The organism is Vibrio sp. 3-2(1) (genome assembly GCF_963887575.1).
GTDB lineage: Bacteria > Pseudomonadota > Gammaproteobacteria > Enterobacterales > Vibrionaceae > Vibrio > Vibrio anguillarum.
Genome location: NZ_CAWPGB010000011.1, coordinates 599,163 through 615,052 on the forward strand (window position 1 = coordinate 599,163; position 15,890 = coordinate 615,052).

General features: G+C 43.8%; 18 protein-coding genes. 6 read left to right on the forward strand and 12 right to left on the reverse strand.

The window, feature by feature from the left end:
* The first annotated feature begins 24 nt into the window (after window positions 1-24).
* Window positions 25-552: a type IV toxin-antitoxin system AbiEi family antitoxin gene (gene abiEi / locus AACQ79_RS05285; RefSeq protein WP_170898698.1), complete on the forward strand. Its 528-nt coding sequence runs from the start codon at window positions 25-27 to the stop codon at window positions 550-552.
* Here the strand turns inward: abiEi and AACQ79_RS05290 are convergent.
* Window positions 525-743 (reverse strand): hypothetical protein, encoded by a 219-nt coding sequence (locus AACQ79_RS05290; RefSeq protein WP_170898700.1) that lies wholly within the window; start codon window positions 741-743, stop codon window positions 525-527. The genes abiEi and AACQ79_RS05290 overlap by 28 nt on opposite strands.
* 247 nt (window positions 744-990) lie before the next feature.
* On the opposite strand from AACQ79_RS05290, the gene AACQ79_RS05295 reads away from it, so the two are divergent.
* Window positions 991-3,348, forward strand: a complete 2,358-nt coding sequence (locus AACQ79_RS05295) for an AAA family ATPase (RefSeq protein WP_170898702.1) — start codon at window positions 991-993, stop codon at window positions 3,346-3,348.
* Between the two features lie 177 nt (window positions 3,349-3,525).
* Here AACQ79_RS05295 and AACQ79_RS05300 read toward each other — a convergent pair whose 3' ends face one another.
* On the reverse strand, window positions 3,526-3,780 hold the full coding sequence (locus AACQ79_RS05300; RefSeq protein ID WP_065771941.1) for a helix-turn-helix domain-containing protein: 255 nt from the start codon (window positions 3,778-3,780) through the stop codon (window positions 3,526-3,528).
* Window positions 3,781-4,327: 547 nt separating this feature from the next.
* On the opposite strand from AACQ79_RS05300, the gene AACQ79_RS05305 reads away from it, so the two are divergent.
* A complete protein-coding gene (locus tag AACQ79_RS05305) occupies window positions 4,328-4,555 on the forward strand; it encodes a hypothetical protein (protein WP_026028272.1) in 228 nt (75 codons plus the stop codon).
* 74 nt (window positions 4,556-4,629) lie between these two features.
* On the opposite strand, the gene AACQ79_RS05310 is transcribed toward AACQ79_RS05305, so the two are convergent.
* Window positions 4,630-6,582, reverse strand: coding sequence for a DNA topoisomerase III (locus tag AACQ79_RS05310; RefSeq protein WP_013856386.1), 1,953 nt, complete (start codon window positions 6,580-6,582; stop codon window positions 4,630-4,632).
* Window positions 6,583-6,666: 84 nt separating this feature from the next.
* Entirely contained in the window at window positions 6,667-6,999 is a 333-nt protein-coding gene (gene grxD, locus AACQ79_RS05315) for a Grx4 family monothiol glutaredoxin (RefSeq protein WP_094128991.1), read from the reverse strand.
* Window positions 7,000-7,240: 241 nt separating this feature from the next.
* Here grxD and sodB point away from each other — a divergent pair, with 241 nt between their 5' ends.
* The 3 genes from sodB (at window position 7,241) to AACQ79_RS05330 (ending at window position 9,311) form a co-directional block, all read left to right on the forward strand.
* Window positions 7,241-7,825 (forward strand): superoxide dismutase [Fe], encoded by a 585-nt coding sequence (gene sodB / locus AACQ79_RS05320; RefSeq protein ID WP_010318866.1) that lies wholly within the window; start codon window positions 7,241-7,243, stop codon window positions 7,823-7,825.
* Window positions 7,826-7,947: 122 nt separating this feature from the next.
* Window positions 7,948-8,451, forward strand: coding sequence for a VC2046/SO_2500 family protein (locus AACQ79_RS05325; protein ID WP_170898704.1), 504 nt, complete (start codon window positions 7,948-7,950; stop codon window positions 8,449-8,451).
* Between the two features lie 233 nt (window positions 8,452-8,684).
* Window positions 8,685-9,311: an SDR family oxidoreductase gene (locus AACQ79_RS05330; protein ID WP_370685854.1), complete on the forward strand. Its 627-nt coding sequence runs from the start codon at window positions 8,685-8,687 to the stop codon at window positions 9,309-9,311.
* A gap of 33 nt (window positions 9,312-9,344) precedes the next feature.
* Here AACQ79_RS05330 and AACQ79_RS05335 read toward each other — a convergent pair whose 3' ends face one another.
* The 8 genes from AACQ79_RS05335 to AACQ79_RS05370 form a co-directional block, all read right to left on the reverse strand.
* Window positions 9,345-10,109 (reverse strand): MlaA family lipoprotein, encoded by a 765-nt coding sequence (locus AACQ79_RS05335; protein ID WP_094145357.1) that lies wholly within the window; start codon window positions 10,107-10,109, stop codon window positions 9,345-9,347.
* 69 nt (window positions 10,110-10,178) lie between these two features.
* Complete coding sequence (gene ccmI, locus AACQ79_RS05340; RefSeq protein ID WP_170898706.1) at window positions 10,179-11,396, reverse strand: c-type cytochrome biogenesis protein CcmI; 1,218 nt, start codon at window positions 11,394-11,396, stop codon at window positions 10,179-10,181.
* Complete coding sequence (locus tag AACQ79_RS05345) at window positions 11,396-11,893, reverse strand: cytochrome c-type biogenesis protein (protein ID WP_017042542.1); 498 nt, start codon at window positions 11,891-11,893, stop codon at window positions 11,396-11,398. The genes ccmI and AACQ79_RS05345 overlap by 1 nt, the downstream gene beginning before the upstream one ends.
* Window positions 11,893-12,444, reverse strand: a complete 552-nt coding sequence (locus AACQ79_RS05350; RefSeq protein ID WP_013856380.1) for a DsbE family thiol:disulfide interchange protein — start codon at window positions 12,442-12,444, stop codon at window positions 11,893-11,895. Before AACQ79_RS05350 ends, AACQ79_RS05345 begins: the two co-directional genes overlap by 1 nt.
* The gene (locus AACQ79_RS05355; protein WP_017045241.1) at window positions 12,445-14,400 is read right to left on the reverse strand and encodes a heme lyase CcmF/NrfE family subunit; all 1,956 of its coding nucleotides are present in this window, start codon (window positions 14,398-14,400) and stop codon (window positions 12,445-12,447) included. It lies immediately after the preceding gene.
* Window positions 14,397-14,882: a cytochrome c maturation protein CcmE gene (gene ccmE, locus AACQ79_RS05360; RefSeq protein WP_013856378.1), complete on the reverse strand. Its 486-nt coding sequence runs from the start codon at window positions 14,880-14,882 to the stop codon at window positions 14,397-14,399. The genes AACQ79_RS05355 and ccmE overlap by 4 nt, the downstream gene beginning before the upstream one ends.
* A complete protein-coding gene (ccmD, locus tag AACQ79_RS05365) occupies window positions 14,879-15,085 on the reverse strand; it encodes a heme exporter protein CcmD (protein ID WP_013856377.1) in 207 nt (68 codons plus the stop codon). Before ccmD ends, ccmE begins: the two co-directional genes overlap by 4 nt.
* Before the next feature lie 2 nt (window positions 15,086-15,087).
* The gene (locus AACQ79_RS05370; protein WP_019280903.1) at window positions 15,088-15,840 is read right to left on the reverse strand and encodes a heme ABC transporter permease; all 753 of its coding nucleotides are present in this window, start codon (window positions 15,838-15,840) and stop codon (window positions 15,088-15,090) included.
* Window positions 15,841-15,890: the final 50 nt, after the last annotated feature.

The following is a 15,890-nucleotide window of genomic DNA, read 5'->3' on the forward strand; positions in this document are numbered from 1 at the left end:
CGTCTACTTAGTAAACTTAACAATATGGATATTCAAACGGCGTTAGAACGTCTGCATAAATTTGATGGGCAACGCATTTACGTATATACCAAGCGCAACTTGCGAAGAGTATTTTTTGATGACAGTGAAGAAGCTTTTAAGCAAAGTTTACCGCGTTTAATCAAGTTTGGGGTACTAGAACGAGTTTGCCGAGGCGTTTACGTGTTTGCTTTAAGTCGCTACAGAGGTGGTTATACCATTGAATATGTGGCGAAAAGTCTACGTCGTGGTGAATACAATTACATCTCGCTTGAGTCTGCTCTTTCAGAATATGGTGTAATTTCTCAGATTCCTATTGATCGTCTGACAGTAATGACTACTGGTCGAAAGGGTGTATTCAAGACTCCATACGGGGTGATCGAATTTACACACACTGATCGCTGCGATATCGATATTCTGAACAATACAATTCTTTCTGATAGGCCTTTGAGAATCGCCACGGAGTCTGCGGCGATTCGAGATTTGAAGCGCGTAGGCAGGAATACTCATATGCTTTGCAATGAGTTTGATTGAGTATAGAACTCTCCATTGAGGTCGATTTTGTAGTCACCGATGATCTCGTTCATTTCCTGTTTGAGCACAGGTGCAACAATTACTAGGTTCTGGCAGTTTTTCTCAATATCTTTACCCAGCAAGTTGAGAAAATCTGTCTTATGCTGAGCTTCTAAAGCATCATTCTCGCCTGTTTTTGCTGAGTGCTTCATAACCTGATCCTTACTTAGATAAATACACTGGCACTATGGCATAGTCTGTTTCTGCCATTCTGACTGCTGTGTAGGTAAAGTCATTAGCCAGAATGCACTAAGCTGATTGCCATGACTCACTATTGGATAGAACCAAGTTTAGTTCCTTGGTTATAACTCTAAAATTGAAGATCATTGTCTACCTCATGTGCATTTACATGCACTTTAGCTTTAGACATAATCACTTAATTAAAAGCTGAGGTGACATATGCTAAAAAGAATAAAATTAATTCAAGGCGTGGGTAATTACACGCAAACAAGAGCTAGCGGCATAGAGTTGACAGATGTGACCATTATCTATGGAGAAAACCGTTACGGAAAAAGTACTTTGTGTGATGTTATACACTCCCTAGCTGAAGACTCGCCTGAATTTATATTAAATCGAAAGACCATCCCTAACGATCCCGCAAAGCCACCTAAAGCTGAATTTCTGTTTTCTACAGTAGCGGGTAATGTAACTTCAAAGTTTGAAAATGAGCAGTGGCAAGTAAAAGCTCCTGACTGCTCAAAACTATATGTCTTTGACCACAGCTTTATTCATCGCAATGTCATCACTGGTCAGAAGCAAGAGCGTCCAAATTCAGAGAATATGACGAGCTTTATATTAGGAGAGAGCAATACTGCACTTTACACTGCACTTGGGGACATGAATAGAGAGTTAAGAGATGAGCGTCGTAACCTTAATAACATAGAAGGCCAACTTAACACTCACGCAGTTGGGGATGTAGCTCAATATGTCGCGACAGTATTGCCTCTTCAGACAGAAGAACAGTTAGAGGCAAGTATTGGTGCACTAGAAATCACCAAACAACAACTATCAACCACAATCCAAAACATTGACAGCATAAAACGTCGAAATGTACTCGCAGCCGTAGGAACTCAAGTTAACTTTACTCCTGCAATTGAACGTATTAATGCAGTACTATCATCTAGCCTTCAAAATGTACACCAAGGTTCATTGGATGTTTTACAGAATCACATGGATAGTCATGTTAACAACGCGTCTACTTTCAAAGGCTGGGCTTCGCAGGGGTTAACGCAGGTAAAAGATGACTGTCCATTTTGCGGACAAGAGTTAACTGATACTGCACGAGGTCTAATTGCAGCTTATCAGCAGGCGTTTAACGCTGAATTCGATAGGTTTAATTCTCAGACCAGAACCACTCTTAATAGTTTACGGCAGCCATTTGGTGTCTTAAATACTCGTGAGCAGTTAAACCAACAACACCTAGCCAATCGGCAAATATTTGAGATGTACGTTGAACCTCAAATTACTGGTAATCACGCTTTAGCTCCATTGACTGCTACATTAGAGCAAAAACATGAAGCTATCTTAACCTCGTTTGAATCGGTAATGGCACGAAGCCAAGAAGCGACCGCATTTTGGCTTCCTCGCTTAGAACATAAGTTTGCCACCCCATATGAGCAAGCGGAAGCCGTTGGCTTTGATCAACTGCTCATAGCCTCAACGGCTTACAATCAAGCAATATATGAATACTGGGAAATTACTGAGCAAATAAATGCAATATTTAATGGCTATAAGAATTCACTTGATGTAGCACAGCTAAACACGCAGTTAACGGATATCAACAGACAGCAAGCTCAAGCTAACTTATCGTTAAAGAGAATTCATCTTGAACCGCTTTGTGATTCTTACAGACAAAAAAAGGCACAAGTCACCGCTTTGGAAACAGCTTATCAAACGCAGAAACGGCAGCTCGAACAATCTCAAAGTGCTTACTTAGATGCCCACTTTGACCTAATTAATCTCCTTTTCCGTCAGCTAGGTTCTAGCAATTTCGAAATAATCAAAACACCTAACAACAGAGGGCAGCAGGTCATTTATGACTTGAAAGTTCGATTTAAGAGCGTGGATATCCCAGCGGATAAAATTAACACTGTATTCAGTGAGTCTGACCGAAGAGCACTGGCTCTATGTATTTTCCTTGCCAAGGTTATATCTCTAGCTCCAGAAGAGAAAGCTAAAGCAGTTCTAATTATGGATGACCCTGTTACTAGTTTTGACAATGAAAGAATAGCGCTGATTCTAAACAAACTTGATGAGCTTCAACGAACCGTAAAACAGTTAGTTATCACCACTCACTATAAAGGAATGGCTTCTAAGGCTGTGAAGAAATTTAGACGCTGTGCTAAGTCACTTAAGTTAGTTCATGGTGTCGATACATGCTCTATTGAAGAGGTTGATATAGACGACATGATGGCTACTGAACACGATATAGCTTTTGATAGGATTAAGGCGTTTGTTAATAGGGAGACAAATGTTGATATTCTTACAAGCTTACGACCATTCTTTGAAGAAGAAATCAGGCATAGATATAAAAAGCAGATCGGAGAACTGGGTCACGCTAAATCTGACCTTTCTGTCTGTACTGCTGCATTAAGGGATCATGGAATCATGACCAGAGAGCTTGAAGCTCGATTAAGCGCCATCAGAGATACACTGAACACCCCTATGCATGAAATTAGCGGAGATGCAATAGAAAACACGAGAACCTTAGCGGGAGATATTCTAGACGTCGTATATAATGGGTTGAATGCCAGTTAGCAAATAGAGTGAACTTAAAAGCCTCTTTTATTAGGAGGCTCAAACTTTTTTGCCTTTTGTTTTCAGCAGCGATCCCAATCTGACTTCAGGGCAGAAATAAGCTGGCCGCACAAGCATCGATTTGCTTACTCGTGAGAGAACAACTTGGTTATAACGTTGGCTTAGTTGCATAGGATTTTACCAATCATCAGGATCACGAAGCTTTGCTTGTTCACGGCTTACAGCTTTGTCTTTAATATGTAGCTCAAGATCTAGTGATGACAGCAGGCGCATCAGACTTTCAATACTGGACGAGGCAGGATCACGTTCAAGTTTCGACACCGTTGTCTGTTTTAGACCAACAATATCGCCGACTTTGGTTTGGTTGCGCCTTTGATTCCTGCGAACATCACGCAAGTATATTCCCAGTTGCTTCGGACTTGTTATGAGCATATCTGCCTCCAATGTAAATTAACCCCTACAGAGGATATTAGCACCTTAACCCCTATGAGGGTTAAAGTTAATTTTACCCCCGCACAGGGGTAATCAGTAATAGCTAAGACTAAGAGGATTAGTTGACTGGGTAAGGATAATAGAAAATATTTTGGCTTATATGCCTGATGCTCTTGCTAAGTTCGATTGTTTTCGTATACTGAATGTGATTAACATTCGTCAACGTGACATTTGGTTGATGAACGTAGAAAGCTAGAAAATTCAAGAGCTTGATATATATAGGTTTTCAAAGAGATGGGGTTCAAATCCCTATCTCTCCGCCACTTTTAAGAAAAGCCGCTGTTTTTACAGCGGCTTTTCGTATCTGATTAACATCATTTTCTCATGCTGATATTTTATTCCACGCACCAGTTGCCATTCATTAGATAAGTACCCTCTCCATTCATCACATACCAAAGGTGTATTTTTTAGAAACTGGCATCAAATATGCTTCCCATTATTCAGCGGTTATGTCGTAATTAATGACATGGTTAGAGAGGAGAAATGTATGAGCCATCTCTATAAGATTGAATCCTACAGTGAAGAAGCGGTCAGCTCGATTGCCCAGTTTATCCGTTCTAAAGGTGGAAGATGCTGTATTGCTGGTTTTGCCGTGATAACAAGCCACCCTTTTCAAGAGCGCGAGGCGTGGCGTTTACTACCACTTGTCGGCAAAGTGACTGACAATGTAACCGATTGGGATACCAGCCTTTTTTATCGAAAATGTGATAATTAGCTCGTCAGGTCGGTGAATATCTTACCTAATTCGCAGGCCTCAGCTTACTTAGCGACCGATTCTTTGATGTCATTTTATTGAGCCGAATTACGTTGATAACGCGTGGTTTTGCTGGATTTACGTGTCTTTCGTTTGAATGCAGGGCGCTCCACTTTGGGCAATGAGCGAAGCGACTCTGGCACTGCGCCCGATTTCGCCTGTTCCATGATCTGAATAATGCGCTCTTGCAGCACTTGCATAAAGGGTTGATACGCTTGCCCACGTTCAGCCATCGCTTGCAATTGATGCTCCCAATGGGCGGTCATATCAGGATAAGTTGATTCATTTGGCAGCGCATGAATTAAACCCCTTCCCGCTGGCGAGCTTAGAATCAGCTTACCTTGACGTGTTAAGAGTTGCCGCTTGAATAAAGTGTCAAGGATCCCCGCTCGCGTCGCTTCCGTACCCAAACCATCGGTTTCACGTAAGATTTTTTTCAGCTCTTTATCTTCAACATAGCGAGCAATTCCCGTCATCGCTTGTAGTAAAGTCGCTTCAGTAAAATGACGAGGAGGCTCGGTTTTTCGATCGTGAATTTCCCCTTCTCGACACGTCAGCACCGTCCCTTTACTCAGTGGTGGAACGGCATCGACTCCGTTCTCTTCTTCATCGACTTTGCCTAACAAACTCTTCCAACCGGTGTCAACCAGTTGTCGCCCTGACGCAACAAAAAAGCCACCCGCAATATCAAACACCAGCTTGGCTTCCGCGTACACGGCGGCGGGATAAAATTGCATCAAGTATTGGCGCGCAATCAATTGGTATATTTTCATCTCATTTCCCGACAAGGCATTGACGGATGTCTGCTTTGGTGTAGGAATAATGGCATGGTGCGCGTCCACTTTCTTATCGTTCCATGCTTTGGATTTAAGAGCTAAGTTTGCGCCACTGACCGACGTTAACAACTCTTTGGCGTTGCACGCGATAGCTTGAGTTACTGACGAAGCTTGAGCGTAATGTTCTTGTGGTAAGTAACGACAATCTGAGCGCGGATAGGTGATTAATTTATGCTTCTCATACAGAGATTGGCAAGTGTCTAACACTTGCTGGGCGCTCATTGCAAAGCGCTTCGCTGCATCAATTTGCAGTGCAGATAAGGAATAAGGTAACGGCGCGGCTTGCTTAGTTTGCTTTTGTTCGGCTTCAATCACTGTGGCGGGTTGCCCTGCGATGCGCTGTGCGACATTTTCCACCAACTTGCGGTTTAAGACTCGCCCTTCTTCATCTTGCCAAGGCTGGCAAGCATCGCTGGGTTTCCAGCGCGCACGGATATCAAACGCCACTTGATCAGTTTGATAAGGGATTAACGCATGTAATGTAAAATAGTCTCGCGGGATGAAGTTTTCTATCTCCTCATCCCGACGTACCACAAGCCCTAGAATAGGAGTTTGTACCCGTCCAACCGACAAGACACCTTGATAGCCCGCTTTCTGCCCCAGCAAAGTATAAGCCCGTGACATATTCATGCCATACAACCAATCGGCTCTTGAACGCGCGAGCGCTGAAACCGATAAAGGGATGAATTCGCGGTTACTGCGCATCTGTTTCAGTGCACGCTGCACGGCTGGAAGGTTTAAATCGCTGATCAGTAGCCGCAATGCTTGCTCTTTTTTACTTTGGCTTACTTTGCAATAATCAATCACTTCATCAACTAATAGTTGCCCTTCGCGATCCGGGTCTCCTGCATGGATAATTTGCGATGCTTCTTTCAAAAGCTGACGAATCACAGTCAACTGTTTGCTCGATGTTTTGCGCGGTCTAAGCTGCCACTGTGAAGGAATGATAGGTAAGTCGAGTAAATTCCACTTTTTATAGCGTTCATCATAAACATCCGGCTCAACTTGCTCGAGTAAATGCCCAATACACCAAGTAACGATGTCACCATTCGCACAACGAATGAAACCTTGATCTTTCTTGTGTGGTTTCGGCAGAGCATCGGCTATAGCGCGCCCTAAGCTGGGCTTTTCAGCAATGAATAAACGGGTCATAAACTCAAATCAACGCAAAAAAATAAGGCCACATTAACCAATGTGACCTTAATAAATCAAGAAAAACTGTTATTTTATACAGTATTACCCTTCATTGCCTGCACGTGCAGCGGCTTCTTTCACTAAAGGTTGCAGTTCGCCTTTTTGGAACATTTCGATAATGATGTCACAACCACCAATCAACTCACCTTCAATCCACAATTGTGGAAAAGTAGGCCACTGTGCGTATACAGGCAGCTCAGCGCGGATATCTGGGTTTTGCAGAATATCCACATAAGCAAATTTCTCACCGCAAGCCATCAAAGCCTGCGCAGCTTGAGAAGAAAATCCGCAACTTGGTAGCTTAGGAGAGCCTTTCATGTATAGCAGAATGGCATTTTCTTCAAGTTGCTGTTTAATTTTATCAATAGTTTCCATTGCTTCCTCTTAATGGGATAGTGCGGTTTGTTACTGACATTCTAAATCATTAATAGAGAATAAAAAGCACATATTATTTATGGATATCCTGCCTATACAACAATTTTCAATATTAGGACTTTTAATAAAGTAAAAACTTGCTAAAATACCTTCAAGTCAGTCGTATCGACGAATATCATTATAATATCTGGAAGCTACTGAAAGAGACTTTCACTCTTTCTACACAACGGAGAATCGAGCAATGTCATTCGAATTACCAGCTTTGCCTTACGCTAAAGACGCTCTAGAACCACACATTTCAGCCGAAACACTAGATTTCCACCACGGTAAGCACCACAACACTTACGTTGTGAAGCTTAACGGCCTTATTCCTGGCACTGAATTTGAAGGTAAATCTCTCGAAGAGATCATCAAAACTTCAACTGGTGGCGTGTTTAATAACGCCGCTCAAATTTGGAACCACACCTTCTATTGGCACTGCCTTGCACCAAATGCAGGTGGCGAACCAACAGGTGCCGTTGCAGACGCAATCAACGCCGCATTTGGTTCTTTTGAAGCTTTTAAAGCAAAATTCACTGACTCAGCGATCAATAACTTTGGTTCATCTTGGACTTGGTTGGTGAAAAATGCGGATGGCTCTTTAGAGATCATCAACACTTCAAATGCAGCCACACCACTGACTCACGAAGGTGTGACTCCGCTACTGACAGTTGATCTGTGGGAACATGCTTACTACATCGATTACCGTAACCTACGCCCTGACTACATGAATGGTTTCTGGGCACTGGTTAACTGGGCATTCGTTGCAGAAAACCTAGCAAAATAACCTTTTCCCCTTGGATTGGTATTTAGTCATATGAAAAGCCTGCTTTATCGCAGGCTTTTTTGTTATTTTATCTAAAGTTATCTGCTTTCTCGCCGCTAAAAGTGCATCAGTTGGAGAGGCAAATGCAAGTACATACATTAAATAAAGCCAGTATTATAAACGAGCTTCAATTTGGCTCGGGGCTAAGCCATGCTGTCCAGCAAGGACGCCGTGCGGACTTTGCACTCATACTGTCGATGTTTTCTAACGATGTACGCGACAACACTCCTGTTGAACGTATTGAAAACCCACCCACTAGTGATGAATTGTTACGTAAGCGATTTGAGCTTACGGAGCCTCAAGCACTGCGTTCCGACCAAAGCTCTTACGCTGTTTCAGCAAAACAGGCCGAGCTTTTCCATCACGGAGGGCTCGCCAGTGCGAAACTCAGTCACTACTTGACTCCTGAAGTACTCGCCTATTTGCCTGAAGATACGCATGATTTACCCGAAGAGGTATATCTTAATCTGTCAGGACATGAGCGAAGGCATCTTGCCTCCCCCTCAAACGTTGAGCTCTTAGTTGCCGATCTGTCGGTTCAACTCACCGTTGCCCACCGGCGAGATCAGATCCGCACCCAAGTTTGATGTCTTGTATGTAACACAAAACGACATTCTCTAGATCAGAATGTGAGTATGACCAAAAAAAACACATACCACGCTCGCTTAGGCTGAGTAATTTGATGTTATTCACACCCTACCCACAGTTAATCAACCATCCTATTGAGACTAAATCCCGCTACAATAATAAAACAAACAATAGGGTGAGGCACCCAATGGATATAAAAAGTGCAATAATATTAATCACTTCAGCAAGTTCGATGCTTGGTAGCACGCTGGCCGTTCATTTCGCACATTTAGGTGCAAAAATTATTTTGTGTGACCAAGACAAATTTGGATTAATGGAAACCTTTGCTCGTTGCAAAGCGATCTCTCAGGATGTTCATTATTACCACACACCAGATTACTCTTTAGAAACGATCCATCGGCTGTTCGATTTTATTGATCAAACCTATCATGGGGCACCGGATGTACTGGTCAATAATTGGCCAAACGCATCCCTCCCCCCCTTGATAGGTGAACAACGAGCTGAAGTCTTTCTTCAGAAGCTCGCCATGATGGCCTCAACTTTATTCACTTTTGGTCAAGCAAGTGCTGAGCGAATGCGTATTAACAACAAACCAGGTGTGATTGTGAACGTCATTTCTCAAAATGATGAGTATGACCTAGCGGGAATTGAAAATGCGAATTCTATGGTTTCTGGTTTCACGCAGAGTTGGGCAAAAGAACTAACCCCTTTCAACATAAGGGTCGGAGGCGTAGTGCCTAGCGCAAAAGGTGATGTAGATGAGAAGCCCCATTGGGCTGAGCTGCAAGATGAATTGATCCGCAATACGGAATACATCGTCGCTAACGAATACTTTAGCGGACGTGTGATGTCGGCCTAGCTAGCAGTACAAGGCCGACCTACATGGGTATGATTAAAACCCTTCTTCCAGATAATCGTCGAGATACTCTTCTTCCGATTCATCGTACGTTTGGGTATCAATTTCTGCTTTAAAATCTTGGCGTTGTAAATAAACATCGCGAGTTAATGAATATGGATCTGGGGAGTTTTCCAACGTCACTTCTTGAGGAACGAGCCTTGCTCGGGTCTCCAATCCTTCCAGAGCCCATTTGCCTAGGCCAGCCCAGACATTGAGATAAGAAAGTGGTACATACAAGCCATCCACAACATCTGTGGTTTCTCGAATCGTGTAGGGCCCGTATCCAGGAATCATTAAATATGGACCATTACCAACACCATAATGACCTACCGCATCACTAAACGCTTTTTCATTGTGTTTGGTGATGCCCGCTTCTGACGCAATATCAATCATCCCAAACAGGCCTAAGGTGCTATTAATCCAAAAGCGGTTAAAGTGGTCAACGGCTTTCGTGCCATTACCCATCAGTATGTTGTTGATAATGCTTGAAGGTTCATCAAGGTTTGACAGAACATTGGCGATCGTTTTTCTAATTGGGTGTGGAATGTAATCCACGTAGGCAATCGCAACAGGGCGAACCAAGTATGGATCGATATAATCGTAGTTGATTGTCCACATTGATCGGTTAAAAACCTCAAAAGGATCGCCCGACTGCGTTTGATTTGATTCGGCTGACGTTGAATCCGGAGCGCTTGCACACCCTGATAATACGAAAAGGAACAGCATAGGGCATATCAGTCGGGATAGGCGGCTTATCATTATTTATTTCCATGTATAAAGGCCGATGAGACATCGGCCTATCAATACGTTAATTGTATATAAGTGCTATTAATACTGCTTATTGATCACAACTTCAACAGGTTGACCGAGGCTCATGGGAGCACTTTCACCAAACCAATCACCTTGTTTGGTTGAAACATTGCCATCCGTATCCAAGCGTACTCGAACAATAAGCTGTGCAAGGTCGGATAACTTCCGCCCCTGAACCATGCTATTGCTATCATCTAACACAACCTTAATAGGGAATTGAGTCAGTGGATAACGCGCTGCGGCAACAGGCATAGGTGCACCATCAGAACTGTGCACAGAGACTATGAGTACTGCATTTTGTTCAAGAGTCACACCATCACCGAGTGAGATGGTGACAGGAACCATTTTCCCATCGATAGCTTTAGGCTGCATTTTGCTTTGTGCTCTTTCAATACTGCGCGAAAGCATCTCATAACGGCTATCTTCAGGGCCAATCATCTGCTGCATTAATCGCCAATACTTCATCGCCGCTGGGTAATCCTGGCGTTCAAACGCATCAAACGCAAGTAGTGAAAACACACGTAGATCAACATAATCTTGTTGTACTAATGCCGTTAAAATTTCACGTGCTTGATTTTGGTCAAGCTCATCTTGTGACAACATTAATGCTTGCGCATAGCCCAACTTCACATCTGCATCTTTTGGATCTAACGCATACGCTTTTTTCATTGAGCCAATCGATGTTTCTATATCTCTGTTAGCAAGTCCAATACGTCCAAGCAGCAACCACCCGGTCGCATCTTGAGGCTGATAATGCAGACGAGTGCGCAGCGCCAGTGTGAGATCATTCATCTCATCATCACTTAAGGCAGCACCTTCTGGTGACATCATTTTTTTTGAGAGTGCAGGTAAGTTAGCGTTCACTTGCTGCCACTGCTCCACTTGACTAGCCGCGCCAAATTTTAGGTAAAAGCCATAGCTTAAGATAACGAGCAATAAAATCGAGGGGATCAAAACAACCATCGGTGACACATGTGAAGAATTTCCTTGCACCGATTGCGCAGGAATATCATCCAATAGTGACTGTTTCAGATCAGCAATCAGCTCTTGTTCGCTGTCAACCAACCCTTCTTGCGTCTCTTCGTGTAACTCTGCAAGGCGGTTTTTAAAGATCGCTTTGTTCAATTCGTCACGCAGCGCTGCATCGTTGTTCGCTCTGTTTTTGAGGATCGGCAGTGCAATGAAGACACAACCAAAGAAGGTCAGAATGAGGGTAGATAACCAAAAAAACGTCATTATTGTTTGTCTCCATGCTTCTCATCATCAACCGCGTCTTCGGCGAGCAACTGATTTAATCGCTCTTCCTTTTCGGCATCCCAAACTTCACCATTTTGAGCGGTTGATGCTTTACGACGTTTGCTGCGTAATACAATAAAACCAAAACCCAGAAACACCACACTCAAAGGACCTAGCCATAAGATGGAAGTCGCCAAAGTCAACGGTGGGTTATAGGTCACAAAGTTGCCGTAACGTGCAATCATGTAGTCAACAATGTCTTGTTCAGACTTACCTTGTTTGGTCATTTCATAGACTTTATTACGTAAGTCCTGTGCTAATGCAGCATTTGAGTCGGCAATAGTATTGTTTTGACACTTTGGACAACGCAATGTATTGCTCAACTCTTTGAATTGCTGCTCTTGCTGTGGATTATCAAACTCGTACACTTCAATTGCAGATTGCACAGAAAATACCAAAGCAAAGCTAGCAATGATCGATAATATAAAACGCTTCATTACTTCGCTTCCTCTAGAAGTTTCTGATACATAGGTTGCAAAGTTGTTTGCCAATTGGTTGGATTAACATCCCCCACATGGCGGTAACGAATAACGCCGTTGGCATCAATGAGAAAGGTTTCCGGCGCACCGTAAACGCCGAGATCTAACCCTAGCATACCATTACCATCGAACAGGCTGATCAAGTAAGGATTACCTAGCTCATTTAACCATTGAACCGCTTTATCTCGTTGATCTTTATAATTTAAGCCTATAATTTTTACACCATCACCCGCCAACCGATTGAGATATTGATGTTCGGCATAGCAGGTCGGGCACCAAGTTGCCCAGACGTTCAGCAGCAAAGGCTCCCCTTTAAATATCGCTTGGTCATACAGCTTGCCGGGTTCGGCTAAATCTTCCAAACGAAATTCAGGCACAGACTTACCAATCAGAACCGACTCCAATTTTGTGGGATCATCACCTTCGGTATTTTTGACCAACTGAGTAACAAAGACGGCAACTAGACCAAGAAAAGCCACCAATGGAATAAATAGAATTTTCTTGTTCATCTACGCCTCCTGTTGGGAGCTTTTTCTAAAGCGGTAGCGTTTGTCACTGATGGCTAACGCACCACCTAATGACATCAATAAAGCACCAGCCCAGATCCAACGTACAAATGGTTTGTAATAAATTCGGATCGCCCATGAACGACCATCTTCTAATCGCTCACCCATTGCAATGTACAAATCGCGAGTGATGCCACGATCGATGGCCGCTTCAGTCATCATTGACTTGGCAGTACGATAAAAGCGTTTTTCCGCATGGAGTGTATTCACGTATTGCCCATCCTGCGTAATTTCAAAATCGGCAATATAACCATCATAGTTCGGGCCATCTTTATCTCTCAACCCTTTGAAATAAAAGTTATATTGTTGGATTTCAAAAGATTCCCCAGGTGCTAGACGAACATCACGCTCGATACTGTAGTTTTGCACCATCGCAATACCAATCACAGTAACGGCAAGACCAACATGGCCTAACATCATGGCCCAGTGGCTACGTTGTAATTTAGTCACCCCTATCATAAAGCTATGACGATGTGTCGCACGTTGGTGCAACTCGACAACGTGTAGCAAGATGATCCAAAACGCCATGACCCAGCCGATAAATGCCATCAAGCTAAAGCGTTCAGCTAGCAGGTACACCATAACCGCCGAAAGAATCAACGCCATCAGGCCACAAATCAACATCGGTTTCAAAAGCTTGGAAAAATTATCGCGCTTCCAACGGATCAGTGGACCGATCCCTAGCAAAAATGCAAATGGCACCATTAGCCATGCAAACAGCATGTTGAAGAAAGGCGCTCCTATTGATACGGAACCAAGGCCAATCTGCTTGTGGATTAAAGGTAACAAGGTGCCAACCAACACCACCACCAATGCCGCGATTAATAAGATGTTGTTGGAGAGCAGCGCATTTTCACGCGAGATCAATTCAGCATTGCCACGGACGCGCACTGCCGCACCTTTAACGGCAAACAATAGCAGTGAGCCACCGATGACAAACACCAAAAACCCAAGAATAAACAGGCCACGAGCGGGATCGGATGCAAATGCGTGTACCGAAACCAAAATACCAGATCGCACTAAGAATGTGCCCAGTAAACTGAGCGAAAATGCTGAAATTGCCAGTAACACTGTCCAAGCTTTGAATGTGCCACGTTTTTCTGTCACAGCAAGTGAGTGCATCAATGCCGTTCCCGCAAGCCATGGCATAAACGACGCGTTTTCTACTGGATCCCAGAACCACCAGCCACCCCAGCCAAGTTCGTAGTAAGCCCACCACGAACCTAGCGCGATACCTAATGTCAAAAATAACCACGCCGCAGTTGTCCAAGGACGAGACCAACGGGCCCATGCAGTATCCAAACGCCCAGTCATCAAAGAGGCTATCGCAAATGAGAATGCGACTGAAAAACCAACATATCCCATGTATAACATGGGTGGGTGAATGATTAGCCCAGGATCTTGTAGCAGCGGGTTTAAGTCACGACCATCAATTGGGAAATAGGGTAAGGTGCGTAAAAATGGATTCGAAGTCACGATGACAAACAGCAAGAATCCAACGCTGATCAGCCCCATAACAGATAAGACTCGCGCCACAGATTCTTGAGGCATACCACGGCTAAAGGTAGCCACCGCCACAGTCCATCCCGCTTGAATTAAAACCCACAGCAATAATGAACCTTCATGCGCCCCCCACACCGCTGTTAGACGGTAATACCAGGGTAATTGACTATTCGAATTACTCGCCACGTATTGTACCGTGAAGTCATTGACATAAAATGCCCACAGCAAAATGCTAAATGAGACCAATAGCAATGAAAACATTCCCCATGCTAATGGCCGCGCAGTATTCATCAGCATGGTATTGTTTTTAGAAGCACCAACAAGTGGAAGTAAGCTGAGTAATATGGCAAGCCCAAGTGAAACAATAAGGGCAAAATGTCCTATTTCAACAATCATTGAGCACTTCCTTGTTTTTGTTCCGAGCTATAGGTTAACGGCTCATGCGTTTTCTTCATTGCTTCAGCAATTTCCGGTGGCATATAGTTTTCATCATGCTTGGCTAGCACTTCAAACGCTTCCACTGTGGTGGCATCTTTCAATACGCCTTGCGCAACAATACCCTGACCTTCTCTAAACAAGTCGGGTAAGATGCCTTCATATTCGACCGTCACATTTGGACCAACATCGTGGAGCTGAAATCTTACTTTTAGTGAACCCGGATCTCTTTTCACAGAGCCCACCACCACCATGCCGCCAATGCGTAGCCGTTGACCCACTTCTGGCTTTGTCCCATCGGGTTTACCGTGTACAAGCTCGGTCGGCGTATAGAAAAGGTCCATATTTTGATTGAGTGCATACAACATCAAACCAATGGTGGCACCAGCCCCAATAATCAATGCCAAAATAATGGTGAGTCTTTTTTTACGTCTTGGGGTCATAAGGTGTTCTCCATATGCTTTGCAGCATCAATTCTGGCTTGGCGTTCAACCTTTGCTTGCACATCTTGCAACAAGGTTTTGCCACGCTTGATGCTGAGCATCAGTAAAATAAACATGGATAAAAAGGTAATGCCAAATGCACTCCATACATAGGCGGAGTAACCGCCCATCGCCAAGAAATCACTCAAAGAGTCAAAATGCATGATCAGTTACCTTTCTGTGTTTGAAGGGTTGCCAATTCGATAACCCAAGGGCGATGGCTCTCTTTACTGATAATTTCATTGCGTAAGCGGACCATAGTGACCGCAGCAAAAAAGAAAGCAAAACCAAAAATATTGAGCAGCAGTGGCCACAACATGTCACTGGATATGGAAGGCTTTTCAAATTTAGTAATCGTGGCACCTTGATGCAGGGTATTCCACCACTCAACGGAGAAATGAATGATAGGTAGATTGATCACACCAACGATGGCCAGCAGACCTGCGGCTTTTGCGGCTGTTTTTTGATCATCGAAAGCGTGGTAAAGCGCAATCACTCCCAAATAGAGAAACAGTAAAATGAGCTCAGACGTCAGACGAGCATCCCATACCCACCAGGTACCCCACATCGGTTTGCCCCAAATTGCTCCAGTAATTAACGCAATAAACGTAAATACCGCACCGATGGGCGCCATTGCAGCAGCGGCCATGTCTGACAGTTTTAATTGCCAAACTAGACCAATGAAAGCCGCAATCGCCATCGACATATAAATGCCCATTGACCAAATGGCGGAAGGGACATGAATGTAAATGATTCTGAAGCTGTCGCCTTGTTGATAGTCTGCCGGAGCATAAGCTAAACCAAGGATATTACCGACTACCAGGCATAAGATAGCGAGCCCTGCAAACCAAGGCAGGAACTTTCCACATAGCCGATAGGCGGATTCAGGCTTTGCATAGGGATGGAGCCATTTCCACATTGTATTGTCTCACTCTTACTTCATTGCTTCTGAGCATGTGTCTGCTCAGT

Coding starts and splice junctions, on each gene's coding strand:
- AACQ79_RS05335 (WP_094145357.1), bottom strand. CDS start 10,109: ATGATAAGCCGCCTATCCCGACTGATATGCCCTATGCTGTTCCTTTTC.
- AACQ79_RS05295 (WP_170898702.1), top strand. CDS start 991: ATGCTAAAAAGAATAAAATTAATTCAAGGCGTGGGTAATTACACGCAA.
- grxD (WP_094128991.1), bottom strand. CDS start 6,999: ATGGAAACTATTGATAAAATTAAACAGCAACTTGAAGAAAATGCCATT.
- AACQ79_RS05325 (WP_170898704.1), top strand. CDS start 7,948: ATGCAAGTACATACATTAAATAAAGCCAGTATTATAAACGAGCTTCAA.
- ccmE (WP_013856378.1), bottom strand. CDS start 14,882: ATGACCCCAAGACGTAAAAAAAGACTCACCATTATTTTGGCATTGATT.
- ccmI (WP_170898706.1), bottom strand. CDS start 11,396: ATGACGTTTTTTTGGTTATCTACCCTCATTCTGACCTTCTTTGGTTGT.
- AACQ79_RS05355 (WP_017045241.1), bottom strand. CDS start 14,400: ATGATTGTTGAAATAGGACATTTTGCCCTTATTGTTTCACTTGGGCTT.
- AACQ79_RS05310 (WP_013856386.1), bottom strand. CDS start 6,582: ATGACCCGTTTATTCATTGCTGAAAAGCCCAGCTTAGGGCGCGCTATA.
- AACQ79_RS05370 (WP_019280903.1), bottom strand. CDS start 15,840: ATGTGGAAATGGCTCCATCCCTATGCAAAGCCTGAATCCGCCTATCGG.
- AACQ79_RS05330 (WP_370685854.1), top strand. CDS start 8,685: ATGCTTGGTAGCACGCTGGCCGTTCATTTCGCACATTTAGGTGCAAAA.
- AACQ79_RS05300 (WP_065771941.1), bottom strand. CDS start 3,780: ATGCTCATAACAAGTCCGAAGCAACTGGGAATATACTTGCGTGATGTT.
- AACQ79_RS05350 (WP_013856380.1), bottom strand. CDS start 12,444: ATGAACAAGAAAATTCTATTTATTCCATTGGTGGCTTTTCTTGGTCTA.
- ccmD (WP_013856377.1), bottom strand. CDS start 15,085: ATGCATTTTGACTCTTTGAGTGATTTCTTGGCGATGGGCGGTTACTCC.
- AACQ79_RS05345 (WP_017042542.1), bottom strand. CDS start 11,893: ATGAAGCGTTTTATATTATCGATCATTGCTAGCTTTGCTTTGGTATTT.
- sodB (WP_010318866.1), top strand. CDS start 7,241: ATGTCATTCGAATTACCAGCTTTGCCTTACGCTAAAGACGCTCTAGAA.
- abiEi (WP_170898698.1), top strand. CDS start 25: ATGGATATTCAAACGGCGTTAGAACGTCTGCATAAATTTGATGGGCAA.
- AACQ79_RS05290 (WP_170898700.1), bottom strand. CDS start 743: ATGAAGCACTCAGCAAAAACAGGCGAGAATGATGCTTTAGAAGCTCAG.
- AACQ79_RS05305 (WP_026028272.1), top strand. CDS start 4,328: ATGAGCCATCTCTATAAGATTGAATCCTACAGTGAAGAAGCGGTCAGC.